Source organism: Agromyces sp. NPDC058484, from assembly GCF_042720415.1.
Lineage (GTDB): Bacteria > Actinomycetota > Actinomycetes > Actinomycetales > Microbacteriaceae > Agromyces.
In genome coordinates this window covers 151519-177577 of record NZ_JBHXMP010000004.1, presented here as the reverse complement: position 1 = coordinate 177577, position 26059 = coordinate 151519, and the positions used below count along the sequence as shown (strand labels likewise).

Annotated in this window: 29 protein-coding genes, 2 tRNA genes and 1 other RNA gene; 12 read left to right on the top strand and 20 right to left on the bottom strand. The window is 69.5% G+C overall.

Going from position 1 to position 26059, the window contains the following annotated elements; translation table 11 throughout:
* Window positions 1–44: 44 nt before the first annotated feature.
* Complete coding sequence (locus ACFWN7_RS05400) at window positions 45–989, top strand: 5'-3' exonuclease H3TH domain-containing protein (protein ID WP_376937701.1); 945 nt, start codon at window positions 45–47, stop codon at window positions 987–989.
* A gap of 24 nt (window positions 990–1013) precedes the next feature.
* Here ACFWN7_RS05400 and ACFWN7_RS05395 read toward each other — a convergent pair whose 3' ends face one another.
* Both ACFWN7_RS05395 and ACFWN7_RS05390 read right to left on the bottom strand, forming a co-directional pair.
* Window positions 1014–2030 carry a patatin-like phospholipase family protein gene (locus ACFWN7_RS05395; protein ID WP_376937699.1) on the bottom strand — a complete coding sequence of 339 codons (1017 nt, stop codon included), beginning with the start codon at window positions 2028–2030 and terminating at the stop codon, window positions 1014–1016.
* A gap of 104 nt (window positions 2031–2134) precedes the next feature.
* A tRNA-Lys gene (locus tag ACFWN7_RS05390) sits at window positions 2135–2207 on the bottom strand.
* Between the two features lie 307 nt (window positions 2208–2514).
* Between ACFWN7_RS05390 and ACFWN7_RS05385 the strand changes: the two genes are divergently transcribed.
* On the top strand, window positions 2515–3369 hold the full coding sequence (locus ACFWN7_RS05385; protein WP_376937698.1) for an inositol monophosphatase family protein: 855 nt from the start codon (window positions 2515–2517) through the stop codon (window positions 3367–3369).
* 106 nt (window positions 3370–3475) lie between these two features.
* Window positions 3476–3667 (top strand): hypothetical protein, encoded by a 192-nt coding sequence (locus ACFWN7_RS05380; RefSeq protein ID WP_376937697.1) that lies wholly within the window; start codon window positions 3476–3478, stop codon window positions 3665–3667.
* 77 nt (window positions 3668–3744) lie between these two features.
* Here ACFWN7_RS05380 and ssrA read toward each other — a convergent pair.
* Window positions 3745–4114: a transfer-messenger RNA gene (gene ssrA, locus ACFWN7_RS05375) on the bottom strand.
* 218 nt (window positions 4115–4332) lie between these two features.
* Between ssrA and ACFWN7_RS05370 the strand changes: the two genes are divergently transcribed.
* Window positions 4333–4998 carry an SIMPL domain-containing protein gene (locus tag ACFWN7_RS05370; RefSeq protein WP_376937696.1) on the top strand — a complete coding sequence of 222 codons (666 nt, stop codon included), beginning with the start codon at window positions 4333–4335 and terminating at the stop codon, window positions 4996–4998.
* A gap of 29 nt (window positions 4999–5027) precedes the next feature.
* On the opposite strand, the gene ACFWN7_RS05365 is transcribed toward ACFWN7_RS05370, so the two are convergent.
* Window positions 5028–5768 (bottom strand): tyrosine-protein phosphatase, encoded by a 741-nt coding sequence (locus ACFWN7_RS05365; protein WP_376937695.1) that lies wholly within the window; start codon window positions 5766–5768, stop codon window positions 5028–5030.
* Between the two features lie 85 nt (window positions 5769–5853).
* Here ACFWN7_RS05365 and ACFWN7_RS05360 point away from each other — a divergent pair, with 85 nt between their 5' ends.
* Window positions 5854–6483, top strand: coding sequence for a TMEM175 family protein (locus tag ACFWN7_RS05360; RefSeq protein ID WP_376937694.1), 630 nt, complete (start codon window positions 5854–5856; stop codon window positions 6481–6483).
* Window positions 6484–6492: 9 nt separating this feature from the next.
* On the opposite strand, the gene smpB is transcribed toward ACFWN7_RS05360, so the two are convergent.
* The 3 genes from smpB to ftsE form a co-directional block, all read right to left on the bottom strand.
* The gene (gene smpB, locus ACFWN7_RS05355; protein ID WP_376937693.1) at window positions 6493–6969 is read right to left on the bottom strand and encodes an SsrA-binding protein SmpB; all 477 of its coding nucleotides are present in this window, start codon (window positions 6967–6969) and stop codon (window positions 6493–6495) included.
* Window positions 6970–7084: 115 nt separating this feature from the next.
* On the bottom strand, window positions 7085–7996 hold the full coding sequence (gene ftsX, locus ACFWN7_RS05350; RefSeq protein ID WP_376937692.1) for a permease-like cell division protein FtsX: 912 nt from the start codon (window positions 7994–7996) through the stop codon (window positions 7085–7087).
* Complete coding sequence (gene ftsE, locus ACFWN7_RS05345) at window positions 7993–9084, bottom strand: cell division ATP-binding protein FtsE (protein ID WP_376937691.1); 1092 nt, start codon at window positions 9082–9084, stop codon at window positions 7993–7995. The genes ftsX and ftsE overlap by 4 nt, the downstream gene beginning before the upstream one ends.
* A gap of 163 nt (window positions 9085–9247) precedes the next feature.
* Here ftsE and ACFWN7_RS05340 point away from each other — a divergent pair, with 163 nt between their 5' ends.
* Window positions 9248–9997, top strand: a complete 750-nt coding sequence (locus tag ACFWN7_RS05340; RefSeq protein ID WP_376937690.1) for a gamma-glutamyl-gamma-aminobutyrate hydrolase family protein — start codon at window positions 9248–9250, stop codon at window positions 9995–9997.
* Window positions 9998–10034: 37 nt separating this feature from the next.
* Here the strand turns inward: ACFWN7_RS05340 and ACFWN7_RS05335 are convergent, their stop codons facing one another.
* Genes ACFWN7_RS05335 through prfB form a run of 3 tightly spaced genes read right to left on the bottom strand, consistent with a single transcriptional unit; the run spans window position 10035 to window position 13581 of the window.
* Window positions 10035–10871 (bottom strand): alpha/beta fold hydrolase, encoded by an 837-nt coding sequence (locus tag ACFWN7_RS05335; RefSeq protein WP_376937689.1) that lies wholly within the window; start codon window positions 10869–10871, stop codon window positions 10035–10037.
* Between the two features lie 60 nt (window positions 10872–10931).
* Complete coding sequence (locus ACFWN7_RS05330; RefSeq protein WP_376937688.1) at window positions 10932–12461, bottom strand: HD domain-containing phosphohydrolase; 1530 nt, start codon at window positions 12459–12461, stop codon at window positions 10932–10934.
* Between the two features lie 10 nt (window positions 12462–12471).
* Window positions 12472–13581, bottom strand: coding sequence for a peptide chain release factor 2 (gene prfB, locus ACFWN7_RS05325; RefSeq protein WP_376937687.1), 1110 nt, complete (start codon window positions 13579–13581; stop codon window positions 12472–12474).
* A gap of 47 nt (window positions 13582–13628) precedes the next feature.
* Between prfB and ACFWN7_RS05320 the strand changes: the two genes are divergently transcribed.
* Window positions 13629–14903 carry an MFS transporter gene (locus ACFWN7_RS05320; RefSeq protein WP_376937686.1) on the top strand — a complete coding sequence of 425 codons (1275 nt, stop codon included), beginning with the start codon at window positions 13629–13631 and terminating at the stop codon, window positions 14901–14903.
* Here the strand turns inward: ACFWN7_RS05320 and ACFWN7_RS05315 are convergent.
* On the bottom strand, window positions 14900–15835 hold the full coding sequence (locus ACFWN7_RS05315) for a hypothetical protein (RefSeq protein ID WP_376937685.1): 936 nt from the start codon (window positions 15833–15835) through the stop codon (window positions 14900–14902). The genes ACFWN7_RS05320 and ACFWN7_RS05315 overlap by 4 nt on opposite strands.
* A 239-nt stretch (window positions 15836–16074) precedes the next feature.
* Here ACFWN7_RS05315 and ACFWN7_RS05310 point away from each other — a divergent pair, with 239 nt between their 5' ends.
* Complete coding sequence (locus ACFWN7_RS05310) at window positions 16075–16512, top strand: group 1 truncated hemoglobin (protein ID WP_376937684.1); 438 nt, start codon at window positions 16075–16077, stop codon at window positions 16510–16512.
* 76 nt (window positions 16513–16588) lie between these two features.
* Here the strand turns inward: ACFWN7_RS05310 and ACFWN7_RS05305 are convergent, their stop codons facing one another.
* Genes ACFWN7_RS05305 through ACFWN7_RS05275 form a run of 7 tightly spaced genes read right to left on the bottom strand, consistent with a single transcriptional unit; the run spans window position 16589 to window position 21193 of the window.
* Entirely contained in the window at window positions 16589–17053 is a 465-nt protein-coding gene (locus tag ACFWN7_RS05305; protein ID WP_376937683.1) for a pilus assembly protein TadG-related protein, read from the bottom strand.
* The gene (locus ACFWN7_RS05300) at window positions 17050–17547 is read right to left on the bottom strand and encodes a TadE family protein (RefSeq protein ID WP_376937682.1); all 498 of its coding nucleotides are present in this window, start codon (window positions 17545–17547) and stop codon (window positions 17050–17052) included. The genes ACFWN7_RS05305 and ACFWN7_RS05300 overlap by 4 nt, the downstream gene beginning before the upstream one ends.
* Window positions 17522–17944, bottom strand: coding sequence for a TadE/TadG family type IV pilus assembly protein (locus tag ACFWN7_RS05295; RefSeq protein WP_376937739.1), 423 nt, complete (start codon window positions 17942–17944; stop codon window positions 17522–17524). The genes ACFWN7_RS05300 and ACFWN7_RS05295 overlap by 26 nt, the downstream gene beginning before the upstream one ends.
* Window positions 17941–18108 (bottom strand): hypothetical protein, encoded by a 168-nt coding sequence (locus ACFWN7_RS05290; RefSeq protein ID WP_376937681.1) that lies wholly within the window; start codon window positions 18106–18108, stop codon window positions 17941–17943. Before ACFWN7_RS05290 ends, ACFWN7_RS05295 begins: the two co-directional genes overlap by 4 nt.
* Before the next feature lie 60 nt (window positions 18109–18168).
* On the bottom strand, window positions 18169–19116 hold the full coding sequence (locus tag ACFWN7_RS05285; protein ID WP_376937680.1) for a type II secretion system F family protein: 948 nt from the start codon (window positions 19114–19116) through the stop codon (window positions 18169–18171).
* Window positions 19104–19964, bottom strand: a complete 861-nt coding sequence (locus ACFWN7_RS05280; protein WP_376937679.1) for a type II secretion system F family protein — start codon at window positions 19962–19964, stop codon at window positions 19104–19106. The genes ACFWN7_RS05285 and ACFWN7_RS05280 overlap by 13 nt, the downstream gene beginning before the upstream one ends.
* Window positions 19961–21193: a CpaF family protein gene (locus ACFWN7_RS05275; RefSeq protein ID WP_376937678.1), complete on the bottom strand. Its 1233-nt coding sequence runs from the start codon at window positions 21191–21193 to the stop codon at window positions 19961–19963. Before ACFWN7_RS05275 ends, ACFWN7_RS05280 begins: the two co-directional genes overlap by 4 nt.
* A gap of 154 nt (window positions 21194–21347) precedes the next feature.
* Between ACFWN7_RS05275 and ACFWN7_RS05270 the strand changes: the two genes are divergently transcribed.
* Window positions 21348–21815 (top strand): hypothetical protein, encoded by a 468-nt coding sequence (locus ACFWN7_RS05270; protein WP_376937677.1) that lies wholly within the window; start codon window positions 21348–21350, stop codon window positions 21813–21815.
* Window positions 21816–21818: 3 nt separating this feature from the next.
* Here ACFWN7_RS05270 and zwf read toward each other — a convergent pair whose 3' ends face one another.
* On the bottom strand, window positions 21819–23222 hold the full coding sequence (gene zwf / locus ACFWN7_RS05265; protein WP_376937675.1) for a glucose-6-phosphate dehydrogenase: 1404 nt from the start codon (window positions 23220–23222) through the stop codon (window positions 21819–21821).
* Between the two features lie 2 nt (window positions 23223–23224).
* Entirely contained in the window at window positions 23225–25132 is a 1908-nt protein-coding gene (locus tag ACFWN7_RS05260) for a glycoside hydrolase family 15 protein (protein ID WP_376937673.1), read from the bottom strand.
* Window positions 25133–25259: 127 nt separating this feature from the next.
* Here ACFWN7_RS05260 and ACFWN7_RS05255 point away from each other — a divergent pair.
* The 3 genes from ACFWN7_RS05255 to ACFWN7_RS05245 all read left to right on the top strand — a co-directional run bounded on the left by ACFWN7_RS05255 (window position 25260) and on the right by ACFWN7_RS05245 (window position 26030).
* Window positions 25260–25344 (top strand) — tRNA-Leu (locus ACFWN7_RS05255).
* 95 nt (window positions 25345–25439) lie between these two features.
* The gene (locus ACFWN7_RS05250) at window positions 25440–25721 is read left to right on the top strand and encodes a type II toxin-antitoxin system RelE/ParE family toxin (protein ID WP_376937672.1); all 282 of its coding nucleotides are present in this window, start codon (window positions 25440–25442) and stop codon (window positions 25719–25721) included.
* 12 nt (window positions 25722–25733) lie between these two features.
* A complete protein-coding gene (locus ACFWN7_RS05245) occupies window positions 25734–26030 on the top strand; it encodes a HigA family addiction module antitoxin (RefSeq protein WP_376937671.1) in 297 nt (98 codons plus the stop codon).
* Window positions 26031–26059 lie beyond the last annotated feature (29 nt).

The following is a 26059-nucleotide window of genomic DNA, read 5'->3' as shown; positions in this document are numbered from 1 at the left end:
CGCCAGGACGACCCGATCGCGTCGGTCCGTGGGAGGATCGCCGTGTGGCCGACCGATTGATGCTCCTCGACACCGCCTCGCTCTACTTCCGCGCCTTCTACGGCGTGCCCGACTCGATCAGGCGGGACGACGGCACACCGGTGAACGCGGTGCGCGGCCTCCTCGACATCATCGCGCGGCTCGTCACCGACTACGAGCCCACGCACGTCGTCGCCTGCTGGGACGACGACTGGCGCCCGCACTGGCGGGTCGAGCTCATCCCGAGCTACAAGGCGCACCGCGTCGCCGAGATCGTGCCGGGCGGTCCCGACGTCGAGGAGACCCCCGATCCGCTCGAGGCGCAGATCCCGATGATCCGCGAGCTGCTCGCCGCACTCGAGATCACCGTCATCGGCGCCGCCGACCACGAGGCTGACGACGTGATCGGCAGCCTCGCCAGCCAGGCGGATGTCGCGGTCGACGTCGTGACCGGGGACCGCGATCTGTTCCAGCTCGTCGACGACGCGCGCGGCGTGCGTGTCATCTACACCGCGCGCGGAATGAGCAAGCTCGAGGTGCTCACCGACGTCTCGGTCGTCGCCAAGTACGGCGTGCTGCCCGGCCAATACGCCGATTTCGCGGTGATGCGCGGCGACGCCTCCGACGGGCTCCCCGGCGTCGCGGGCATCGGCGAGAAGACCGCCGCAAGCCTCCTGCAGCAATTCGTCGACCTCGACGGCATCGTCGCGGCGGTGGCCGACCCGACCGCGCCGCTCTCGGCCACGATGCGCGCGAGGATCACCGCGGCATCCGACTACCTCGACGTCGCTCCCACCGTCGTCGAGGTCGTGCGCGACCTCGACCTCGGCGAGTTCGATGCCCGCATCCGCCCGCTCGACGCCTCACGCCTCTCCGAGATCGAGCGACTGGCGACGGAGTGGAACCTCGGCGGCTCAGCGCAGCGGGTGCTCGCGGCGCTCGGGAACGCGGCGGGCGCGGTCAGGTCCTGACGCCTTCACTGCGCAGACGCGTGGTCAGGTGACGAGGTTCGCGACGATCCGGTCGATCTCTGCCGACTCGTCCCTGATCAGGCTCTGCGCCGCGTCCCTCAGCGCGGTGAGCCGGGAAGTACTGGGGTCGTCCATCGCACCGGCGATCCGGTCGTCGACCGCCTGCAGGCGCGCATACGCATCACCGAGAGCACGCGCAGCCAGCACATCGCCTCCGGTGACGCTGGTGGCCATCTTCGCGACGTCGACGAAGGAGCCCAGCCACGAGGCCTCTGCGACGAATGCGGGGGTGCTTCGCGGCATCCCGGTGCCTAGCGAAACAAGGAAGATGGAGTCTCCAGTGAGCTTCAGCGCTGACGTCAGCTTGAGCGATTCGGTCATCGCGACCACGGCCGGGTTGTTGGCCCACACCCCGCCATCGACGAATCGATGCCGCTCACCTGCCCAACTGAACTCGGCAGGGGGCAGGTACGTCGGGGCGGCAGAGGTCGCCCGGGCGACGTGCGTCAGCTTGGCATCCCAGGTCTCCGGCGACACCGCTGCGTCGATGGAGCTGAATACCACCGGGATGTTCGCGTCCGCCTCGTAACTCGTCACGAGTAGTGGCAGCTCGGCGTCGGAGAGCCGGATGTCGCCGAGGACCTCCTGGAGCACGGATTCCAGGCCGTCTGCGCTATGTCGAGCATTGCCGCCCCACTGCTGCTCGCGGCCGAACACGGCACCGATCCTGTTCGGAGGACCGAGGAGGCGTTCACTCCATGTCTCGCCGGTTCCGAGGAGGCGTTTCGACCATTCCGATTGCTCGGACACGCGGAAGATGCGGGAACCGTACTTGGGATAGAACTCCGCGAGCTCTGCAGCACTCAGCCCCGCGCCCAACCCGATCGAGATGATCGCGCCCGTGGACGTGCCGGCAGCGAGATCGAAGAGATCGATGGCGCGACGACCGGATCGTCGCTCGATCTCGGCGAGCACGAGAGCCGGAAGATATCCGCGGATCCCGCCGCCGTCGATGGAGAGGATACGCAGACGGCTGGCCATGTCCACATCCGACACCCGAGCATCGCCCGAGTCAACGGCCCCGATCGGGTGTCATCGGGATGGAGAACCCCGAACCTAGCGAGAGGATCGGGGCTTCTATTCGGTGCACCCCCAGGGACTTGAACCCTGAACCCACTGATTAAGAGTCAGTTGCTCTGCCGATTGAGCTAGAGGTGCGTGATTCCGGATGTCTCAGACAACCCGAACCGAGGGACCACGTTATCAGGAGAACGACCCCGCGCGCCAATCGACGCATGGTCTTCACAAAGTCGAGTGTGCAGGCGAACGGATCATGCCGTACGACCTTTCTCCACGTCTACGGTGTCTTGGAAAGGTCGTGGGGTGGCAGGACGGTCGTACAACGAGCTTCGCCGGCGAGTGGGCTCGCGCACGGAGTCGAACTGTGCACGACATGATAGGCCGTACCAAGCAAACGGCGTCCCGCGCGCCCGGCCCGGCCCGCGCGCGTCGCTAGGCTGGATCGGTGACCGCCGATCTCGCCGAAGACCTCGCCCTCGCCCTCGAACTCGCCGATCTCGCCGATGCCGCCTCGCTCGCGCGGTTCCGTGCCGTCGACCTCGACGTGCAGACGAAGCCCGATCGCACGCCCGTGACCGAGGCCGATCTGGCGGTTGAGCGCACCATCCGCGACCGCCTCGCCGAGGCACGCCCCGGCGACGGCATCCTGGGCGAGGAGTTCGGCACCGAGGGCGGCGCGACGCGCCAATGGATCATCGATCCCATCGATGGGACCGCGAACTTCCTGCGCGGCGTGCCCGTGTGGGGCACTCTTATCGCGCTCGCAATCGACGGCGTCCCGGTCGTGGGCGTCGCGTCCTCGCCCGCGATGGGCCGGCGCTGGTGGGCCGCGCGCGGCATGGGCGCGTGGACGACCGCCGCGGCCGGAGAGCTCGGCACGAGCGGGCAGGGGGCGGATGCGGCATCCGCTCGATTCCCGGGTGCCAGGCGCCTGCGCGTGTCGGCCGTCGAACGGCTGGCGGATGCCTCGCTCAGCTTCCAGAGCCTGGCGCAGTGGCGGGAGGCGGGCCACCTCGACCGCCTGCTCGCGCTCTCGCAGCAGGTGTGGCGCGACCGCGCGTACGGCGACCTGTGGTCGTACGTGCTGCTCGCCGAGGGCGTGATCGACATCACCGGGGAGTTCGACGTGAAGGTCTACGACCTCGCTGCGCTCGTGCCGATCGTCGAGGAGGCCGGCGGGCGGTTCACCTCGATCACGGGCGAGCCCGGCCCGTGGCACGGCAGCGCGCTGGCGACCAACGGGCGACTCCACGAGCCCGTGCTCGCCGCGCTGGCGGACGGCGCCATTCCGACTTCGTAGGCGGGTCTTCGTGAAGTAGGTCGCGCCATCGCCTGTTCGGGGTTATGTTGCTGCCAAGGCCGGGAGGGGGTGGAGTCCGGCGATGGCACGCAGACGGAACCGACCGATGGACCAGCAGCCGCTGGGTCCCGAGGACGACCCGTACCTCGCGTACCTCATCTGGCGCGAGGAGCGGGAGGCCGCTGCCCAGGCGGAGGCGCCGGCCGAAGACGACGCCACACCCGAGCCGGGACGACGATCGTGGATCCGGAAGCTCGCCATCTGGCACCGAGGCGGTGGCGGTGACGCCGGCCCGTGAGCCCCGACGCGCCGACACGACGAAGGCCGCCCCGATCGGGGCGGCCTTCGTCTTCCGCAACGTGCGACAACGGCCGATGGTGGAGATGGGGGGAATTGAACCCCCGTCCATCGCTGTGATTCCACGCCTTCTCCGGGCGCATCCTGTGCAAGCGTTCTGCTCGGCCCCGACCTTTGCCACAGGCACCTAAGTCGACAGGCCCAGCCTGAAGAAAGTCCCACGCGTCGCTCAGGCGACGACGCGCAGCAAGTTCCCTAGATGACGCCAGCGGCCGGGGCGGGAACAGACCCGGGCTGACGGACTATCGGACTCGCTTAGGCAGCGAGGGCGAAGTCGGACTGCTTCTTATCGGCAGTTATTGTTTTGCAGAGATCGTTTACGAGATAACCCTGCATCCTCGGCCCGCTTCTCGTGGGTTCGCAGGCGATGTCGAAACCGATCATCCCCATGTCGCACCTCGCCGGTCGAGACCGGTTCGGCGGGCCGTTGTCGCACGCTGTGGAGTTTCCGATCCGCACTCGCCCGAAGGCGGCGCGGCCTTACAGACTACAACAGGTCGGCGGGTCGTGTCATTCCATTCCGCATTCCGTTCTCCGCACTCCGTTCGCGTCCCCTTTCCGCAGCACCTCGCCGCAACGTCGGCGCCCCACCGTATGCTGAGGCCCATGCCGACCACGATCGCCGTCACCGGCCGCGCAGAGGAGCGCGTCGCTCCCGAGCTCGGCGTCGTCACGCTGTCCGTCGGCGCGCAGGGCGCCGCTCGCGAGGAGGTCACGTCGCGTACCGCCGCGGCGCACGAGCGGCTGCTCAGGGAGATACGCGGGCTCGAGGCATCCGGTGCCCTCGACACCTGGTCGGCGGGGCAGCTCCGGGTGTGGTCGTACCGCCCGTGGAACAACGAGGGCCGCCAGCTGCCCGTCGTGCATCAGGCGAGCGCCGAGGTCGAGGTGATCTTCACCGACCTCGCGAAGCTCGGCGAGTGGGTGGGTGATGCGGCCGCGTCGTCCGAGCTCGCGATCAGTGGCATCGAATGGCGGTTGACGGATGCCACGCGCCGACGTGTGCAGGAGGCGGCGCAGCGCGGCGCGGTGGTCGACGCGCTCGCGAAGGCGCGGGTGTACGCGTCGGCACTCGGCCTCGGCTCACCGACGCCCGTCGAGCTCGCCGATCACGGCATGCTGAGCGTGCAGCCCATGCCCGTCGCACCGAAGGCGATGATGATGCGCACGGCGGCCGACGTCGGCGGCGGCATGCCGGCAACCGAGTTCGCGCCGGCGCAGCTCGTGATCGAGGCATCCGTCGACGCGAGGTTCACGGCCGAACCCGCCTGACCCGGCTTGCGGCGAGGAGCCACGGCAACTCAGCCGTCGGCGTCGATGAGCAGACGTTCGAGGGCTGCGAGGTCGTGGAGCGCGAGGCCGGAGGCGAGCAGGTATTCGCGGGTCGAACCGTGGGCGCGCTCGACCGAGTCGAGGACGCCTTCGATGGCCTCGCGCGGGCTGCCCCCCATGAGCACGCGCAGCTCGGGAGTGTCGGGGATGCCGTAGCGGCTGACAAGGCCCACCATCTCCTCGAGCCACTCGCCGGCGAGGTTGGCCTCGGTGCGCACGTAATCCTCGACGACAGCTTCGCGATCGACGCCGACGGCCATCAGGGTCAGGGCGACGACCACGCCGGTTCGGTCTTTTCCGGCTGTGCAGTGCACGACGACCGATCGCTTCCCGGCGCTCGCGATCTCGCGGAGAGCGCTCACCACGACCGACGCGTGCTGGGTGACGATGCGCTCGTAGAGCGCGTCGAGCGAGATGCCGCCCGCGCCCTGCGACGCCCCCGACCCCTCGAACACCGGAAGGTGCAGCACCTCGACGTCGAGGCCGTCGAGGTCATCGGGCATGACCAGCGCCTCGTTCTCGTCGCGCAGGTCGATGACGATGCCGATGCCCCGCCGCCGCAGCTCGGCCCGACCCGCCTCGCCGAGACGATGCAGGCCGTCGGAACGGTAGAGCACACCGTCGCGAACCCGGCCGTTCTGCGCCGTCATCCCGCCGACGTCGCGGAAGTTATAGGTGCCGGGAACCGGAATGCGAGTCGAGGTCTCCATCGCGATGAGCCTACCCGCGACCTCCGATATGCCGGCTGGGAGGCTCCCCCGAAACGACTCTGCCCGCAGCGTAGGATCACCACTGATGATCGACCGCGATCGGAACCCGCAGGAGTTCGCTCGGGTGTTGTCCTTGAGCGACTCGATCTTCGGGGTCGCGATGACGCTGCTGGTCGTCAGCATCGTCATCCCCGCCGGTCTTTCGTCGAGCGAGTTCTCGACCGCCGTCGTCGAACTGGCGCCCAGGATCGCGATCATGGCATTGAGCATCGCCGTCGCGGCGAGCGCTTGGCTCGCCCACCAGCAGCTCTTCGGCGCGGTTCAGCGCATCGACTCCCGCTTGCTGGGCGGCAACTTCGTCTTCCTCGGGCTGATCGCCCTCATTCCCCTCCCCCACCAGGTGCTCGGAGCGTATCCCCACGAGCCGCTCGCGTATGTGCTCTACGCCCTGGTGCTCGGCGCCGTGAACGCCATGGGGGTGGCGATGGAAGTCACCGCCCGACGTCGTGATCTGCTCCGTGAGCGGCGAGCCGACGATGATGCCCGACTGGAGGTGATCCGCGGGTCGATTCTGGTGGCCGGATTCGCGGTGAGCATCCCGCTCGCCTTCGTCCTCGTGTCCTGGACTCCCCTCATCTGGGTCGCGCTGCTGCCGCTCGATCGGCTGCTGGTCTGGCGGAGGCGCCGGGCGAGGCCTGACCGTGCGGAGACGTGAAGGATTCCCTCAGTCCCCGAGGTGACGCCTGCTCGCCATCGCACGATCGGCCTCGCGCTTGTCCTGCCGCTCGCGCAGCGCATGCCGCTTGTCGTACTCGCGCTTGCCCTTCGCCACCGCGATCTCGACCTTCGCACGCCCGTCGGCGAAGTAGATCTGCAGCGGAACGAGGGTGTAACCGCCCTCTTTCGTCTTGTGGCTGATCTTCACGATCTCCTGCTTGTGCAGCAGGAGCTTGCGCTTGCGCCGCGGCGCGTGGTTGTTCCACGTGCCCTCGGTGTACTCGGGGATGTGCACGGCGTCGAGCCACATCTCACCGCCGTCGATGAACGCGTACCCGTCGACGAGCGACGCCCGCCCCTTGCGGAGCGACTTCACCTCGGTGCCGGTGAGCACGATGCCGGCCTCGTAGGTGTCCTCGATCGTGTAGTCGTGGCGCGCCTTGCGGTTGGTCGCCACGACCTTCTGACCGCGTTCCCTGGGCACGGCGCACTCCTCGCTTCGATGACGGATGCCGCGGCGGTCGCCGTGGCAGCCGTTCAGTCTAGCCGACCCCGGTGGCCGAGTAGGCGCGCCAGCGCCGTATCCAGACCCGGCCCGCTTACACCCGCAGGTACCGTGTGATCGCGATGCCCGCCGACACCGCCGCGAGCAGCACGCCGACGGCGACCAGGAGGGGCACGACGATGAACGCGTCGGTGAGGCCGACGAACGTGAACGACAGGCTCTGCGCGAGGTAGCCCTGCACGAAGAAGTGCACGATCGCCACCACCGCCCCGCCCGCGAGCAGCGACCCGAGGAGTCCAGCGAACACGCCCTCCAGCACGAAGGGCGTCTGGATGAACCGGTTGGATGCTCCGACGAGACGCATGATGCCGAGCTCGCGCCGCCGCGAGAACGCGGAGAGCCTGATGGTCGTCGCGATGAGCAGGGCCGCGGCGACCAGCATGATCGCGGCGATCGCGATCGCCGTGTAGCTCGCGGCATTCAGCACGTCGAAGATCTGGTCGAGGTAGCGACGCTGATCGACGACCTGTTCGACGCCCGAGAGCCCCGCGAGGCTCTCGACGATCACCGCAGCTTGCGACGGGTCGACCAGGTTCACCCAGAACGTCTCGTTGAGCACCTCGGGGGTCACGTAATCGGCCGCGGGGGTGCCCTCGAACTGCTCCTGGAAGTTCTCGTACGCCTGCTGGTGGTCTTCGAAGTAGAACTCGTCGATGAACGGCGTGAGCGTGTCGGAGCGCAGCTGCGCGTCGATGGCGGACTTCTGCTCCTGGGTGGCCTCACCGTCGGTGCATCCCGCCGCGGTCGACACCGAGGTGCAGAGGTACACGGCCACCTGCGCCCTGTCGTACCAGTAGTTCTTCATCTGGGCGATCTGCAGCTGCATCAGCGCGGCGGTGCCGACGAATGTCAGCGAGATGAACGTCACGAGCACGACCGAGACGACCATCGAGGCGTTGCGGCGCAGGCCGTTCGCGGCCTCGGAGAGCACGAGCCCGAACCTCATCGTGTCGGTCCCACTTCCTGCTGGTCGTCGCCCTCGCGCGGCCCGCCCGGCGCGCGCAGTCCCAGCCGCTCGGCGAGCGTCAGGTGTTCGGATGCCCCGCCCGTGGGTTTCACGGCGACGTTGCCGCCGCCCTCCTCGGCGGTCGACGCCGCACCGTCGCCCGTCAGGGCGGCGACGGGCACGGACGCGGTCGCCGCCGCGGTGATCGCCGCCGCGGCATCCGTCACCTCGTCTCGTTCCTCGGGCTCGACGTAGAGCGGCTGCTTCGCGTCCATGACCTCCTTGCCGACCTTCGGTGCCGCTGTCACGGTCTCAGCCTCGGCGTCGACTTCCGTGGCCGCACCAGTCGCCTCCTCAGCACCCGTGTCGGCGACGGCGTCAGTCTCGGTCTCGGTTTCGGCCCGCTCGGCACCGTAGCCCGCTGCGCGCTCGTCGCGCACGACGTCGCCCGCGGAGAGCTCGATCACGCGACGCTTCATCTGGTCGACGATGCCGGCCTCGTGGGTCGCCATGACCACCGTGGTGCCGCCCGCGTTGATGCGCTCGAGGAGGGTCATGATGCCGGCGCTCGTGACCGGGTCGAGGTTGCCGGTGGGCTCGTCGGCGAGGAGGATCTGCGGCTTGTTCACGATCGCGCGGGCGATCGCGACACGTTGCTGCTCGCCGCCCGAGAGCTCGTGCGGCATCCGCTTGCCCTTGCCGTCGAGGCCGACGAGCTTCAGCGTCTCGGGCACCGCCGACTGGATGAACCCGCGCGACTTACCGATGACCCGCAGGGTGAACGCGACGTTCTCGTAGACGTTCTTGTTCGGCAGCAGCCGGAAGTCCTGGAATACGACGCCCAGATCACGCCTGAAATAGGGCACCTTGCGGCTCGAGATACGGCCGAGGTCCTGCCCGAGCACGTGGATCTTGCCCGTGCTGGGCTTGTCCTCCTTGAGGACCAGCCGGAGGAAGCTCGACTTGCCCGAGCCGGAGGCGCCGACGAGGAAGACGAACTCGCCGCGGAGGATTTCCACCCCGATGTCGTTCAGGGCCGGCTTCGCCTGGCCGGGGTAGGTCTTGGTGACGGAGTCGAAGCGGATCATCGTATTCGAGCCTAGGCAGTATCGAGGCGAATGGGGGCAGCGACACCGGATTTCCCGGGTCGCCGCCCGCACCCGACGCCTGGCGTCCTCGCCTGCCCGTGCGGGACGCGCAGGAAGTGCCTAAGTTGGATACCGGGACTGAGCGCAGCCCCCGGGAGTGATCATGGCCGTTCCCCTCATCGGCATCGTCGCCGATCGAAAGTCCGCGAGCTACGGAGCCTGGGTCGACATCCCCACCGATGCGATCTCGCACACGTACGTTTCGGCGATCCAAGAGGCGGGCGGTGCGCCGCTGCTCATCCCGAGCCTCGACGTACACGTCGACGATCCCGAGCGCCTGATCGACCTCATCGACGGCCTGTTCCTCCCCGGCGGCCGCGACCTCGACGCCGAGCTCTACGGCAGCGTCGCGCATCCCTCGAATGACCAGCCGCTGCGGGTGCGCGACGAGCTCGAGATCGCCCTCACCCGGCTCGCCCGCAAGCGCGACGTCCCGGTGCTCGGCGCCTGCCGGGGCATGCAGGTGCTCAACGTCGCTCTGGGCGGCACACTCGAGCAGCACCTCGGCGACCGCATCGACCTCACCCCGCACCGGGACATCTACGGCGAGCACACGTCGCATCCCGTGTCGATCGCGCCCGACACCCTGCTGCGCAGCATCACGCACGAGGCCGAGTTCGAGATCTCATCGCATCATCACCAGGGTGTCGACCGGCTCGGCGACGGGCTCACGGCCTCGGCGAGCGCGCCCGACGGCGTGATCGAGGCGATCGAGGCCACCGATGGCGCCTTCTGCCTCGGTGTGCAATGGCACCCCGAGGAGCGGCTCGATCCCGAGGGCATCGCGCTCATCCGGGCGTTCGTCGCGGCGGCGGGCGCGCGGTCGGAGACGAAGTACGCGATGGCGTCGTAGAGGGGGCACGAACGGCAGGTACGAGCACCGGTGAACGTCAGTCGGACAGGAAGTCCAGCACCGCCGCTGCCAGCGCCTCGGGCGCCGTGAGCTGTGCCATGTGCGCCTGTCCGTTGAGCACCCCGATGCGGGCGTCTGGGAAGGCCGCAGCCACCACCTCGGGGTCGGCCAGGATCTCGTCAGGCGACTCGCTGCCAACCAGCAGGAGCACCGGCACGTCGATTCGTGCCGCCGACGCGGGGTCGAACGCCTGCTCCCCGAACGCGCGGAGCTCGCGCGGGACGGTGGGTGCCGCCGCCACGCGAGCCGACCAGGCCGGTGATGCCTTGATGTTCGCGATCTCCTCTTCGGTCACCTGCACCATCTCCCGGAAGAACGCCTCGAGCGCTTCGGCCCGGCGCCCGTGGGCGAGCAGGTCGTCCAAATGCGCCAGGATGTCGGGCGCCATGGTGCGGTCGGCGACGTCGGGTACTGGCCAGCCCTCGTAGAGGACCAGCCGCCGGAGGTTCGACGTCCGCAAGGCCGCGCCGAACGCGACGTTGCCGCCGTACGAGTGGCCGAGGAGGTCCACGGGTCCACCCCACCGTGCGGCGGTCGCGTCGACGACCGCGGCGAGGTCCTCGACCTCGCGCTCGAGCGCGTAGGCGGGGCCGTCCCCGCTGGCACCGCGTCCACGGCGGTCGACGGCGTTCACCTCGACGTTGGGTTCGAGCAGCGGCACAACGAGGCGCCAGGTCGTGTGGTCGGACGTGGTTCCGGGCACGAGGACCAGCGGTCGTCCGGCGCCGGAGACGAAGACGGCGATCTGCGTGCCGTCAGGCGACGCGACGAGAGTCGGGCGGATGGGGATGGTCTGGGCGGTTGCGATGGTCATGGGATCCTCCTTCGTCGACTCGAGGATGCCGCGCCTGCGCCCGCCCTGGCATCGGCAGACCTACCCATCCAGCACGTGGTGCTCGACCGCGTACAGGGTGGCTGCGGCCCGGCTCGAAACCCCGATCTTCGCGTAGACGTGCTGCACGTGGTGCTCGGCCGTCCTCCGGGAGATGACGAGCTGCTCGGCGATCTCGGAGTTGCTGGAGCCGTGCGCGAGCAGCCGGAGCACCTCGACTTCGCGGTCCGAAAGCGTGCCCGGTCGGCGTCGGGCGGTGTGCCCCGGCTGGCCCGACGCGGTGAGGACGGCGTGGACGGCGTCCTCGTCGAGGCGGCCGTTGCGCGCATCGGCGAGCAGTCGCTCCCCAGCCCGATCGGGCGCCAGAGCGGGACGGTGCGGACGCGGTTCGGAGATCGTGGCGTAGCAGTCCGCGGCGGCGAGGATGCGAGCGGGCAGTGACAACTCGGCCGCCTGGTCACCGCGGAAGTAGCCGCTGCCGTCCAGTCGCTCGTGATGGCGTCCGGCGAGCGGCGCCAGCCGGGCGAGGGTCGGCGTCCCGGTCAGGATGCGCTCGGTGTGGTACGGATGCAGCCGCACCTGCTCCCATTCGTCCAAGGTCAGCCTACTCGGCTTGTCCCAGATGCGATTGGAGACCGCGACGCGTCCGACGTCGTGCAGGAGCCCCGCCACGGCGACGTCGGACACATCCGCGTCAGGCAGATGAACGGTCCGGGCCGCCTCCTCGGCGAGCGCGGTCACCCGCCGGGAGTGCCCCGTGAAGTGCGGACTCTTCAGATCGGCGAGATCGCCGAACACCTCGGCGGCCTGGCGGATATCCGACACGAGGGCGACCGGGCGGGGCTCCTCGGCGAGGGCGGCTTCTCGAGGGTCGCCCGCCGCGAGTTCGGACAGCCACTCGGCGCCGTCCGCGACGAAGGCGGCGGCCAACGTCGGGTCGAGCATCGTCCCGGCGCGGTCGCGGACGACCGCGACCGCGAGCCCGGGGCCGAGCGCATCGAAGAGGGCGGCGACTCCGGTGACGCGGGCGACCCGTGCACCGAACGGGATCGCGTCGCCGACTCTCACGCCCGCAGCGGCCTCGCCACGCCACGTGTCGTAGGCGTGCAAGAGGCAGGTCTGGACCTCGCCGGAGAGCCCCAGCCTGCGGGCCGCGTCCCGACCGACTTCGCAGGCCGCGGTGCCGAATGCTTCACCCCACGCGGAGCCGCGGGCGAGCGCGGTGACGGCGAGCCGCACCTGTTCCGCCCGCGGACGCCCACGGGTCAGGGTTGGCAGGAACGTTCCCAGACCGTCGCGTGATGAGGTGGGGTCGGTTCGCCCGATCGCGACATTGACCGCCAGTTCGTCGCCGAACAGCCGCGCCGACTCGTGCGCGTAGCCGACGCATCCGACGTGTTGGAGCAGCGCGGTCCAGAACGCAGCGCCCGCTTCACTCTCCGATCCGCCCACGGACCGGGCCAAGCGCGCGGAGAGCACGCTGGAGCGAAGCGACGTGTCGGCCGCGAGCCCGAAGCCGAGATCGGCGAACCTCGACAACCCCGCGAGCACATCGGCCAGTCGCTCGGCCATGCGGTGGTTGTCAGTCGTCGTGATTCTGCTTGCGCCACTTGATGCCGGCGGCGATGAAGCCGTCGAGGTCGCCGTCGAACACGGACGTGGGGTTGTTCACCTCGAAGTCGGTGCGGAGGTCTTTCACCATCTGGTACGGCGCCAGCACGTAGGAGCGCATCTGGTCGCCCCAGCTCGCGGTGATGTTGCCCGCGAGCTCCTTCTTCTGCGCCGCCTCCTGCTCCTTCTGGATGAGCAGGAGTCGCGACTGCAGCACGCGCATCGCCGCGGCGCGGTTCTGGATCTGCGACTTCTCGTTCTGCATCGACACCACCGTGCCGGTGGGCAGGTGGGTGATGCGCACCGCCGAGTCGGTGGTGTTCACCGACTGGCCGCCCGGGCCGGACGACCGGAAGACATCGACGCGGATGTCGTTCTCGGGGATCTCGACCTCCTGCGCCTCCTCCATGAGCGGGATGACCTCGACTGCGGCGAAGCTCGTCTGGCGCTTGCCGGCCGCGCCGAACGGGCTCATGCGCACGAGTCGGTGCGTGCCCGCTTCGACCGACAGCGTGCCGAACGCGTAGGGCGCGTCGACCTCGAACGTCGCCGACTTGATGCCCGCCACCTCGGCGTAGCTCGTGTCCATGACGGTCGAGGAATAGCCGTGCTTCTCGGCCCAGCGCAGGTACATGCGCATGAGCATCTCGGCGAAGTCGGCGGCGTCGACGCCGCCGGCGCCGGCGCGGATGGTGACGACGGCGGGGCGAGGGTCCCACTCGCCGTCGAGCAGGGTCTGCACCTCGAGGTCGCCGATCGTCTTCTGCAGTGCAATGAGCTCGTCGCGCGCTTCGACCGCGGTCTCCTCGTCGCCCGCCTCCTGCGCGAGTTCGACGAGCACCTCGAGGTCGTCGAGTCGCGCGTCGATACTCTTCACCCTGGCGAGTTCGGACTGCCGGTGGCTGAGGGCGCTCGTCACCTTCTGGGCGTGCTCGGTGTCGTCCCACAGGTCGGGGGCGCCGGCCTGCTCGGCGAGGCGAGCGATCTCGGCCTCGAGGGCGCCGACATCGACGACGGCACGGATGTCGCGGAAGGTGGAGCGCAGCGCGGCGATCTCCTGCGAGAGGTCAAGATCCAACATGGCCCTCCCAGCCTAGTCGCGCAGGCGGGCGGTGTAGCGTCGAAGCGATGACCGATTCGACGCCGCCGTTCTCGTGGCGTTCGATCATCCTCCCGGCGTACCTGCCGACGTTCCTGTTCTCGTTCGGCGAGGGCGCGATCATCCCGGTCATCCCGGTCGTCGCGACCGATCGCGGTGCGTCGCTCGCGCTCGCCGGCCTCGTTGCGGCACTGCTCATGGTCGGCCAGCTCGCCGGCGACCTGCCCGCCGGATGGCTTGTCTCGCGCATCGGCGAGCACAACGCCATGATCGGCGCGTCGATGCTCGCCGTGATCGGCATCCTCATCGCACTCGTGTCGCCGACGGTGGCCGCGCTCGGCGTCGGCGTCTTCCTGCTGGGCACCGCGACCGCCGTGTTCGGGCTCGCGCGCCACGCGTTCCTCGCGAGCTATGTGCCCGGTCGCGTGCGCGCTCGCGCGTTGTCGACGCTCGCGGGCGTGTTCCGAGGCGGCTGGGCGGTCGGGCCGTTCGTCGCGGCGGCACTCATCGCGTGGACGGGTTCATCCGAGGCGGTCTTCTGGGTGCTCGTCGCGTCATGCTTCGCGGTCGTCGTGGGGCTGCTCGTTCTGCCCGACCCCGAGCGGGTCTTCGGCGCCGCGCGGCTCGCGCGCGCGGCATCCGTCACCGATGACGTGCGCACGGCGGGCGAGGCCGAAGCGGATGCCGCGTCGCACGGCGTGTTCCGGGCGATCGTCACGCACGGAGCGGTGCTCGCCCGCATCGGGAGCGGGGTGGGCCTGCTCTCGGCGATCCGGGCGAGCCGCACGGTGATCCTGCCGCTGTGGGCGGTGTCGATCGGGATGCCGCCCGAGACCGCGGCACTCGTGATCGGCGTCTCGGCGGCGATCGACTTCGCGCTGTTCTACGTCAGCGGCCAGGTGATGGACCGGTTCGGGCGGCTCTGGAGCGCGATCCCGGGGCTCGTAGGGCTCGGCACCGGCCATCTCGTACTCGCGTTCACGCATGACGTGCCGGGCGCCGACGCGTGGTTCGCCGCCGTGGCGGTGCTCTTCGGCGTGGCGAACGGGCTCTCGAGCGGGGTCATCCTGACGCTCGGCGCCGACCTTGCTCCGAGGCCGAATCCCGCGCCGTTTCTCGGCGCGTTCCGCACGATCTCCGATGCCGGTCAGGCAGCGGCACCGCTCGCCATCGCGGCGGTGACCAGCGCGGCCTCGATCATGGTGGCGAGCGCGATGATGGGCGTGCTCGGCTTCGTCGGCGCCGGGATCCTGTGGCGGTACGTGCCGCGCTACGTGCCGCGGCGCCCGCGGCGAACGGACTAGTCGAGGCGGTCCAGCGCCGTCTCGGCCGCCTCGACGTCGTCTCGCGCGCGGGCGGCCGCGGTCGCCGCCTTCGCGCGCACCCGCTCGGCGTCGCGCTCGTCACGTTCGGCGTCGGCGATCTCGGTGCGAAGCTCCTTCAGCCGCGTCTCGAGGTCATGCCGTTCGTCGCGCAGCTCGTCGGCGTTCCACTCCGCGGCGTGCAGCAGGTCCCCCGCCTCGGCGAGTGCGCGCTTCGCTTCATCGGCGCGGTCGCGCGCCTCACGCACGTCGGCCTCGGCCCGTTCGCGCTCGGCGCGGGCGGCCGTGTCGCGCTCGGCCGAAGCGCGCGCGTCGGCAACGTGCTCGTCGGCGCCGGTCTGCCGCTCGCGCGAGGTCGAGCGTGCCGGTCGTGCGGTCGTGCGCTTCGTCGGCCGGGCTGCGGATGCCTCGCCGGCGACGGCCCCGTCGAGGTCGACGTCTTCGAAGCCCACCGCCTGCAGGCTCCGCACGAGCCGACCGGTGCGGAATGCCTCGCCGGCGCTCTCGTCGACCGTCGCGGCGATGAGGGTCTGCTCGACCTCGTCGAGCACGGCGCGCGAGGGCGGGCGGCCCGCGGCATCCGCGATCTCGTTCGCCTGTTCGAGGGCTGCGGAGATGAGTTTGCGACGCCCTGAGCCGATGGTCGTGAGCGACGTGCCGTCGCCGGCCGCCTGCGCCTCGCGGAGCTCGACGCCGAGGCGGGACAGCTCATCGATCGTGTCGGGGTGTTCTCGCACGAGCCGGTTCACGATCCAGGCGGCGGGCGACGGCCTCTTCAGTTCGCCGACGCGGGCGCCGAGCTCGCGATCGTCGGCCTTGGCCTCCTTCGCGCGGGCGTTGCGTGCCGCGGTGAACTCCTCGGGCACCAGTGCATAGAGCTCATCTGCGGCGGCGGTGAGCGGATCGGTCGCCATGGGCTCCATCATGGCGCGCCCGCGTCGCCCCGAGAAGTGGGCGGACCGCGAGGCCTGTCCGCATGTGAATATTCGCACCGCGAGACTGCGCCCGATCTCGCACCGCAGCGGATACCGCACCCGTTGACACCGGGCGATGCTTCGTTGTATAACTAACCAATCCTGACTATAGAAAGGGTGGACCCGTCTCGCAGCGACGGGGTCACCGGATCAGGGCAGAGAAGATCGAGGGACCAGCCATGTCCGAGCCCAGCCTCTACGAACGACTCGGCGGCGTCTTCGCCATCGCCGCCGTCGTCGACCACTTCAGCGACGCCGTCGTGAACAACCCGATCGTCGGTCAGCAGTCGGAGAACCCGGACCTCCGGGAGTGGCACACGAAGAACCTGGAACGGCTTCCCGGCCTGAAGTTCATGCGCACCCTGTGGGTGTGCAATGTGGCCGGCGGGCCGTTCCAGTACACCGCCACCGAGCCCGGGAGCACCGCCCTCGGCTTGGAAGAGGCCCATCGCAGGTTTCACATCTCCCCCGACGAGTTCGACGAGGTGGCCGCCGAACTCGGCCGAACGCTCGACGTCGTCGGGGTGCCCCAACGGGAGAAGGGCGAGGTACTTGCCGCGTTCGCGGCCCACAAGGGTGAGGTCACCGAGGGATACGTCGCCACCACCGGTGACTGAGGAACCGCCGCCCGGGTCCACCTCATAGCCGAGCTGCCCGCCCGCCCCGGAGTCTGTGCGTCCTGCCACTGTGGCTTCAGTGGAACACCGACCGCGCCGTCACCGTCACCTCGATGGGAATGGCCACGGGCAGGAGCTCGGTGTGGATCGGCGCACGCCAGACCGCGCGAAGCGTGACCGTTGCGCTTCGCCCGTCGCCGGATGCGGCATGTACGAGTTCGACGTCGTCGAGATCGGTTGCCGCATCGGCGAGGTAATCGGCGGCGGCGCTGCGTACGTCGGCATCGTCGAGCTCGATCGCCAGCCGATCGCCGTCGATGCGGACCGCGTCGAGCGCCCACGCCTCGGCGGCGGCGAGCGCCGCCCCGTCGGCCACGGAGAACAGTCGCTTGCGTTCGAGGTACAGCGTGGTCGCCGAGGCGACCACGAGCACGAGGGAGAGGCCGAGGAAGCAGAAGAAGATCGTGAGCAGCAACGTGGACCCCGTCTCCTCGCGGGTGATCTGGTCGCGGGTGAACCGCCGACGCACGCGGCTGATCACCCGGCGGCTCCCGCGAACCGCGACACGGTCTGCGTCGCGGTCGCCTCGATGGGCACGCTGCCCACGGCGGTGACCGCGAGGAAATCGGGCACGAGTGGAAGCTCGACGCGGGCATCCACCGAGATGCTCACCCTCGCGCCCGGCTCGAGACAGTCCGCGCGATCACAACGCACGGTGACGGATGCCGCGCCCGCATCTATCCCGTAGTCGGCGAGCGCCACGCGCACAGCGCGGTCCACCGCGGCATCCGACGCCCCCTGATCGGCCGCGATCACCGCGACACGGGCGGCCTGCCGAGCCGCTCCCTCGACGCCGAGCGCACCGGCCTGGACGGCAGCGAGCGCGAGCACCAAGTAGACGAGCGGCACGAGCAGGATGATGCCCACGGTGAGGAACTCGAGCGAGGCCGACCCCTGCTCGCACGCGAGGGCGCGGAGCCCGCGAGTGCAGCGCCACCGGGACGCGACCTCAATCGAGTGCTTCGATCGCGGCATGACCCGAGACCTCCAATCCGCGCTGGAGGCCGAGCAGGCCGACGACGGGCAGGGTCGCGCGAACCGTCACCTCGATCGCGGGGACGCCGCCGACCGAGGTCTGGCTCGCGGTGACGTCGCCGGCGTACTCCGCTGAGATCGCCGCCGCGATGAGGTCCTTCGTGCGACCGACTCCCTCGCCGACCGAGGAGCCCGCGAGTGCCGCGTACCTGGCTCCCTCGGCAGCCGCGTCGAGCAGCGTGTTCCGCACGTGCAGTGCGAGGGCGAGCTGCACCACCGCGAGGGCGAGCACCGTGAGCAAGATGCCCACGAGCGTGAACTCGGCGACGGCGGAACCGCGCTCGTCGCGGGCGAGTGCGCGGGCGAGACCCGTCGCCCTGCCGGCAGCAGCGCTCAGAAACCGAGGACTCGGCTGATCGCCTGGTCGAAGACGCCGCTCAACGCGGGCCCGGCCAATCCCCAGATCACGATCACGAGGCCGGCCGTCATGAGGGTGATGAGCACCCAGCCGGGCACGTCGCCCCGCTCGTCGCGCAGCCGCTTGATGATCGACGCTCGCATGAGGATTCCTTTCGTCGGCGCACCGATCGGAGCGTCGGCACGACATCATGAGTCCCGGCATCAGAAGCCGGCCTGGAGCACGAGGTAACCCGGGAAGAGCGCGAACGCCACCGTCACGGGGAGGATGAGGAAGATGAGGGGAACGAGCATCGCGATCTCCTTGCGACCCGCGAGCTCGATGATCGTGCGCTTGGCCTCTTCCCGGGCATCGCCGGCCTGCGCGCGGAGCACCGCTGCGAGTGGCGCGCCCCGCTCGAGCGCGCCCAGGACCTGGTCGAGGGCGCGGGACAGCGCCGGGTGGTCGAGCCCGTCGCGGAGGTCGGCCAACGCCCGCCCCAAGGGGACGCCCGCGCCGACCTCGGTGACGACCCGCCGGAACTCCGCGGGAATCTCACCCGAGCCGGCGTCCGCGACGCGGCGGATCGCATCGAGCATTCCCTCACCGGCCGTCAGGCTCAGCGTCAGGAACTCGAGCACGGTGGGCAGTTCGGACGAGATGCGGGCGAGGCGGCGGAGTGCGCTGCGCTGGAGCATCCAGTCGCGGAGCACTGCGCCGATCACGGCCGACACGATCGGGAACGCGATACGCACCATCGGAGGAAGGCCGCTGAACGTCGGTGCCGCGATGGCGACCGCCGAGGCGCTCACGAACGCTGCGGCGGCCCAGGCGAGTTGCTCGGCGCGGAACCGCTCGATGGTTGCCGTCGAGCCCGATTGGCGCAGTCGCTTGGCGATCACCTCGTTGCCGCCCAGCCACTCGGAGACAACGGTACGGAGCCGTCGCGCCGCCGGCGTGATCACGAATCCGAGGACCGGCGACGGGTCGGATGGTCGACGTGCGAGCATCGCCCGCGCCTCGGGCGACCGGTCGGCGACGTACGGGGCGACGCGCTCGACGAGACGCGGCCGCCCGATGCGCGGCATCGAGGAGCTGACGAGCCAGAGCCCGAGGCCGAGCAGTACCCCGAGGAGCACGCTCAGCGGTGCGGCCGCACTCAGCGGAACCATCGGCGCTCCTCGGGAAGGCGCCCGAGGGCGATCATCGCGCGATACGCGACGAGCGTGACGACGACGCCCACCATGATGAGCAGGCTTCCGGCCACGGAGTCGTAGGCCACCAGGGTCTCGTGTCGCGAGGCGAGCACGACGAGCAGCAGCCAGGGCGCCGCGACGCCCAGCCTGGCGGCATTGCGGATCCACGACTGCCGTGCGACCACCTCGGCTCGGAGCGCGGCATCTTCGCGGAGGTATCCTGCGAGTCCGCGCAGCACCGCGGTGACATCGCTGCCGCCGACCTCGCGCGCCATCCGGAGCGTCTCGAGGATGCGATCGGCGATCGGGTCAGCGAGGGCGACCTTCAGGCGGTCGACGCACAGCGAGAAGTTGCCGTTTCGGCGGTAGTCGGCGTCGAACTCGGCGAACGCCGCTCGTGTCGTCGGCGGGCCCAGCTCTGCCAGGGCTCCTACGCTGTCGGGAAGCGACATGCCGGCTCGCACCGAGGAGACGAGGTGGTCGACGACGTCTGGCCAGATGGCGCGATTCGCGGCACGGCGGCGTGCGGCCCGGGCAGCGACCAGCGCCGGCACGAGCCCGGCGCCGAGGACCGCTGCGATGGACGTGAGGATCGGAATCTGGAGCACCGCCTGGGCGAGGGCGCCGCCGAGCGCCGCGAGCACGAGGCACACGACGACCACGACCGGCAGCGGCACGGCCCCGAGCCCGGCGAGCGCGAGGTGGTCGCGGATGCCGTCCATCGGTCTGCGTGCGGGAGCCGCCGACGGCTTCGCCGGCCACAGCAGCGGCGACAAGACGAGGAGCAACCCGAGTCCGAGGGTGACCCCGAGGATGAGGCTCATGCGGCTCCTCGGCCGAGCACGATCTCGGGGTCGAGTCCCGCCGCGGAGAACTTCTCGAGCCTCCTGGGTCGCAGGCCCGTCGGCTCCAGCGAACCGGCCCGCCTCAGGAAGATCGGCTCGGCGTCGACCGAGGCATCCGTGGTCGCTCCCGTGGTGGCGGCGATCTCCGTCACCCGCCGGGTGCCGTCGCGATCGATGCCGAGGTGCACGACCAGGTCGATGCAGCTGGCGACGGTGGGCACCACGAAGGCCGAGTCGATGTTGCGGCCGGCGAGGAGCGGCAGCGTGCACAGCTTCGCGAGCGCATCTCGCGCGGAGTTCGCGTGGATGGTGCACATGCCGGGCATGCCCGAGTTGAGGGCGATCAGGAGGTCGAGGCTCTCGGCCTCGCGGACCTCGCCGACGACGAGCCGGTCGGGCCGCATGCGCAGCGCCTCCTTGATGAGGCGCCGGAGGGTGATCTCCCCGGTGCCCTCGAGGCTGGGCTGCCGGCACTGCATGGACACGAGGTCGCGCATGTCGAGGTCGAGCTCGAACGTCTCCTCGACGGTGACCACCCGATCGTCGTTGCGCGCGGCGGACATGAGCGCGTTCAGCATCGTGGTCTTGCCGGTGTGGGTCGCGCCCGAGACGAGGATGTTGGCGCCGGCCAACACGCCCATGCGCAGGAACTCCGACGCCTGCCGCGTGAGCGAGTCGAGTTCGACGAGCTGGGCGAGCGAGCGGATGCGTCGCTGGAACTTGCGGATGTTCACCGCCCAGTGCGCCCGCGTGACGTCGGGGATCGCGACGTGCAGCCGCGAACCGTCGGGCAGTGACGCGTCGACGAAGGGCGACGAGAGGTCGACCCGGCGGCCCGAGTGCTGCAGCATCCGCTCGACGAGCTCACGCACCTCGCGGTCGGAGAGCACCACCGTCGTGAGCTCGGCGACGCCGTTGCGTGCGATGAAGACGCGCGTGGGCGCGTTGATCCAGATCTCCTCGACCGATGGATCGTCGAAGTACGCCTGCAGCGGGCCGTACCCGGTGATTGCCGCGACGACGTCGCGCGCGGTGCCGACCTCGTCGCCGAGTTGCGCGTGAGCGCCGCCGAGTGCGCGCTCGCTGTAGCGGCGCACCTCCTCGGTGGCGTACCTCGCGGCGACGGTGCCGTCGGCGGCGAGGTCCACGCCCTCACGCAGCACCCTCGTGCGCACGCGGTCGGCGATGGTGCGCACTGGGTCGGTCATGGCATCAATACTGGGGGTCGTCGGATGTCACGCCGCGAACTTATCCACAGCGCTCGAGTCCGCGGCACCATCCGGCGCGTCGGGAAGCCGGCAGCGCCGCGCGGCGCGCTACTGTCGCAGCAATCGCGGTTCGGTCCTCGGATTGGAGAAGCACATGACGAGCACGGGCGCGAACTGGCTCCAGAAGGCTCTCTTTCCGATCATCGCGGGCGTCATCATCCTCGTCTTCGTCGGCGCCTGGGCCGCAGTCCTCATCCAGGTGTGGTCCTTCATCCCGTCGGAAGAGGCGCCGGCAGTGGTACTGGGAGACGGATTGGTCGTCGCGGCGGGTGTGCTCGCCACGACGCTCGGCACGCAGACCGCATCGGCACTCGGTTTCGCCGTCGCCGAAGTCAGGGCGATCAAGGGGGACTCCGGATTCAGTGTCGTCGCAGTAGCGCAGAGCCTTCGGATCGAAACGTACGTCGCGGTCTTCGCCTACCTCGCGATCGGATTGGCCGTGTTCGCGACGTGGCTGTTCCGTGAGAGTGCGGCACCGGAGCTCGTCAATGCCTTCGCGCTGTCACTGCTGGGCTGGCTCATCGGAGCCTCAGGGGTCATCTTCAAACCCACGGGCGAGTAATGCTCAGAGCCACGGCTCCCGCCACCCGCTGTAGTCGGCGACGAGCGCGTCGGCTTCCCGCGGGCCCCACGTGCCGGGAGCGTAGGCGCGCGCCGGCGGCGGATCGTCGAGGAGCGGCTGCATGACGCGCCACATTTCCTCCACCGAATCCTGTCGCACGAAGCGAGGACTGACGCCCGCCATCGCGGCGTGAAGCAGCACTTCATACGGGGTCGGACCCTCGCCGCCCGCGGCCGCGAACTCCACGTCGAGGTCGATCGCGCGGGTCAACGGGGCATCCGCTCGCCGTGCATTGAGCGCGATGCGCACGCCAGTCGACGGGTCGAGCCTGATCACGAGCTGATCGGGCTGGCCGGCGGCGTCGCGCAGCCCGAAGCCGAGCCTCGGCGGCTGTTTGAAGCACAGCCGCACCTCGGTCGCCGTCACCGGCAGCTCCTTGCCGGCACGGATGAAGAAGGGCACGCCCGACCAGCGCCAGTTCTCGATCTCGAGCCGCAGGGCGCAGAACGTCTCGGTGGTGGAGTCGGCGGCGACGCCCTCGACATCGTGGTACCCGTCGAACTGCCCACGGACGTAGTACATGGGGTCAGCTTCGTCCACGGCGCGGAACAGCGATAGCTGCGCGTCCTTGAGGGTCTGCGGGTCCCCGTGAGCCGGAGCCTCCATGGCCACCGCTGCGACGACCTGCATGAGGTGATTGACGACCACGTCGCGCAGGGCGCCGACCGGGTCGTAGAAGTGACCGCGGCCTGCGATGCCGAAGTCCTCGGCCATGGTGATCTGCACGCAGTCGACGTAGTTGCGGTTCCAGACGGGTTCGAGCATCGTGTTCGCGAACCGCAGGTAGACGATCTCCTCGAGGCCCATCTTGCCGAGGTAGTGGTCGATGCGGTACAGCTGCGACTCGTCGATGTACCGGTGCAGCTCGACGGCGAGCGCCCGTGCCGACGCCAGGTCGTGGCCGAACGGCTTCTCGACGACGACACGCCCGCGCTCGGCTAGGCCGGCATCGGCGAGCCCCTTCACGACCGTCGCGAACAGGACGGGCGGGATCTCGAGGTAGTACACCGGGAGCGTTGCGGCGCCGATGGCCGTGCCGACGCGTTGGTAGGTCGCCGCGTCGGCGAAATCGCCCTGCACGTAGCTCAGCCGTGCCGCGAGTCGCCCGAACACCGCGTCGTCGAACGGCTCCCCCGTCGCGACGATCGACGTGCGGGCGCGCTCGATGAGCTGGTCGAGGCTCCAGTCGTCGACGGCGACGCCCACGATCGGGCAGTCGAGCATCCCGCGCCGCTCCAGCCGGTACAGCGAGCGGAAGGTCATCACTCTCGCGAGGTCGCCGGTGATGCCGAAGATCACCAGCACGTCGCCCTTCGCGGCCGCCGCGGCATCCGTGATCGCTGCCATCGTCACCCCTCCGAATCGTAGGCGTGGTTCACGTCGCGTCGGCCCTTGCTCAGCACCGGATCCACGAACCCCGACCCGTGGTCGAGCTGGTAGTCGAGGTTCATGGCTGCGTTGATGAGCGAGAGGTGGCTGAACGCCTGCGGGAAGTTGCCGAGCTGCTCCCCCGTGAGCCCGATCTCTTCGGCGTAGAGACCCAAGTGGTTGGAGTAGGTCAACATCTTCTCGAAGACGAGCTGCGCCTCGTCGAGACGCCCGGAGCGGGCGAGCGCGTCGACGTACCAGAACGAGCAGAGCGTGAAGGTGCCCTCGGAGCCCCTGAGTCCGTCGGGAGAGGCGCTCGGGTCGTAGCGGTAGACGAGGCTGTCGGAGACGAGCTCCTCGTCCATCGCGTCGAGCGTGGAGAGCCACATCGGGTCGCGCGGGGCGATGAACCCCATGAGCGGCATCACGAGCAGCGACGCGTCGAGCACGTCGGTGTCGTCGTGCTGCACGAACGCGCCCCGCTTCGGGTGCCATCCCTTCGACATGATCTGCACGTAGATCGCGTCGCGCTGTTCCGTCCAGCGTTCGATCGACGCCGGCCGGCCACGAAGGCGAGCGAGACGGATGCCGCGATCCAGCGCGATCCAGCACATGAACCGGCCGTAGGTGAAGTTCTTGCGTCCGCCGCGCGTCTCCCAGATGCCCTCCTCGGGCGTGTCCCAGTTGTCGCAGACCCAATCCAGCATGTCCCTGATCTGGGTCCAGCCGACGTGCGGAAGCTCGAGCCCGTGGGTGTCGGCGAGGTGGATCGAGTCCATCGCCTCGCCGTAGATGTCGAGCTGGAGCTGGTCGGCGGCACCGTTTCCGACGCGCACGGGGGCCGAGCCCCGATACCCGGCGAGGTGGCCGAGCGTCTCCTCGACGAGGTCGGACGAGCCGTCGACGCGGTACATGATCTTCAGGGGGCCCGAGTCTTCGCCGACGCTCTCCTGGATGCGGTCCATGATCCACGCGACGAACGCCTCGGCCTCCTCGGTGTAGCCGAGGCCCAGCAGGGCGTAGACCGAGAACGACGCGTCGCGGATCCAGGTGTAGCGGTAGTCCCAGTTCCGTTCGCCGCCCACCTGCTCGGGCAGTGCGGCGGTCGGCGCCGCCACGAGCGCGCCGGTCGGCGCGTAGGTCATCAGCTTGAGCGTCATCGCCGACCTGGCGACCATCTCGCGCCATCGTCCCCGGTAGGTCGAGTGGTTGTTCCATTCGCGCCAGTAGCGTCTGGTCTCGCGGAACGTCTCGACCAGTTCGTCAGGTGAGATGCGCTTCGGCGGAACCCCACCGGTCTCCAGCACTACGCCGGTGATCTCGCCGGCGTTGAGGGACCCGGTGACACGGATGCCGTCGCCCGCCAGTTCGACGTGCCCGGCGCGCTCGGTGCCGTGGAGCACGAACTCGCCGACGCGATGCACGGTGAGCGCCTGGTCGGCGGAGCGGAACATCGCCCCCTCGCCCAGCGTGGGCTCGATCGTGTGCGGCTGGCGGCCGTAGTCGAACCGGGGCTGGATCTCTGCGACGAAGTCCATCGTGCCGCGCACGACGCGCACCAGTCGAACGAGCCGGTGGCGATCGGTCGCCTCGCCGCCGGCGACCGGCATGAAGTCGATCACCTCGCCGACACCGGCCTCGGTCATGAAGCGGGTGATGAGGATGGCGGTGTTCGGCAGGTACAGCTGGCGTGTCACATAGTCGTCGGTCGCCGGACGGACGCTGCAGAACCCGCCCCGCTCGGCGTCGAGCAGCGACGCGAAGATGCTCGGCGAGTCGAAGCGCGGGGCGCAGAACCAGTCGATCGTGCCGTTCGTGTCGACCAGCGCGGCTGTCTGCAGGTCGCCGATCAGCCCGTGGTCGGCGATGTTCGGATACGTGTCAACCATGCGAGCGCCCCCCAGTCTCCCGTGCATCGTCGCACGTGAGGGCGGCGAGCGGTAGAGGCGGGCCGCAGGGCACGGCAGCGGATGCCGGGGGCGTCGTGACCCGTTCGCCTAGACTGATCGGGCACTCGCGGGAGTGGTGGAATCGGCAGACACGCAGGATTTAGGTTCCTGTGCCTTCGGGCGTGAGGGTTCAAATCCCTCCTTCCGCACCAAGGCCGAGTTCGGTGTGCACCCCCATCAATACCTCGAGTCGGCGACCTCCATAGTAACGCTTGACGTTCATAACGCGCCACGTTACTATCGAGGAGTGATCCAGTCGTTCGCGAACGAGGACACGCAGAACGTCTGGCAACGTCGACACGTGAGTCGCTTCGGGCACGACCTCCAACGGATGGCGCACCGGAAGCTGCTCATCCTCGACGCAGCGGAGACGTTGAGTGACTGCGCATCTCCGCCCGGGAACCGGCTCGAGAAGCTCAGCGGTGATCGCGCCGGGCAACACAGCATTCGCATCAACGACCAATATCGGATCTGCTTCTCATGGACATCTTCCGGTCCTGAAGACGTGGAGATCATCGACTACCACTGAAGGAGGGTCCTCATGACAGATGCACATGCCCCGATCCACCCTGGGGAGATCCTCTTCGAGGACTACATGAAGCCCCTTGGGCTCTCCCAGTACGCCCTTGCGAAGGCGATCGGCGTGTCCGCGCCACGCATCGGCAATATCGTCCATGGCAAGCGGTCGATCACGCCGAGCACCGCATTGCGGCTCGCGCGTGCGTTCGGAACGAGTCCTCGATTCTGGATGAATCTGCAAACTCGTTACGACCTTGAGATCGAGTCGGCCGCGCACCGCGCAGAGCTCGACGACATCCGCCCACTGGTCGGCGCGTAGATGCGCAGTCCTGCGCGCGGCGCGCCCGT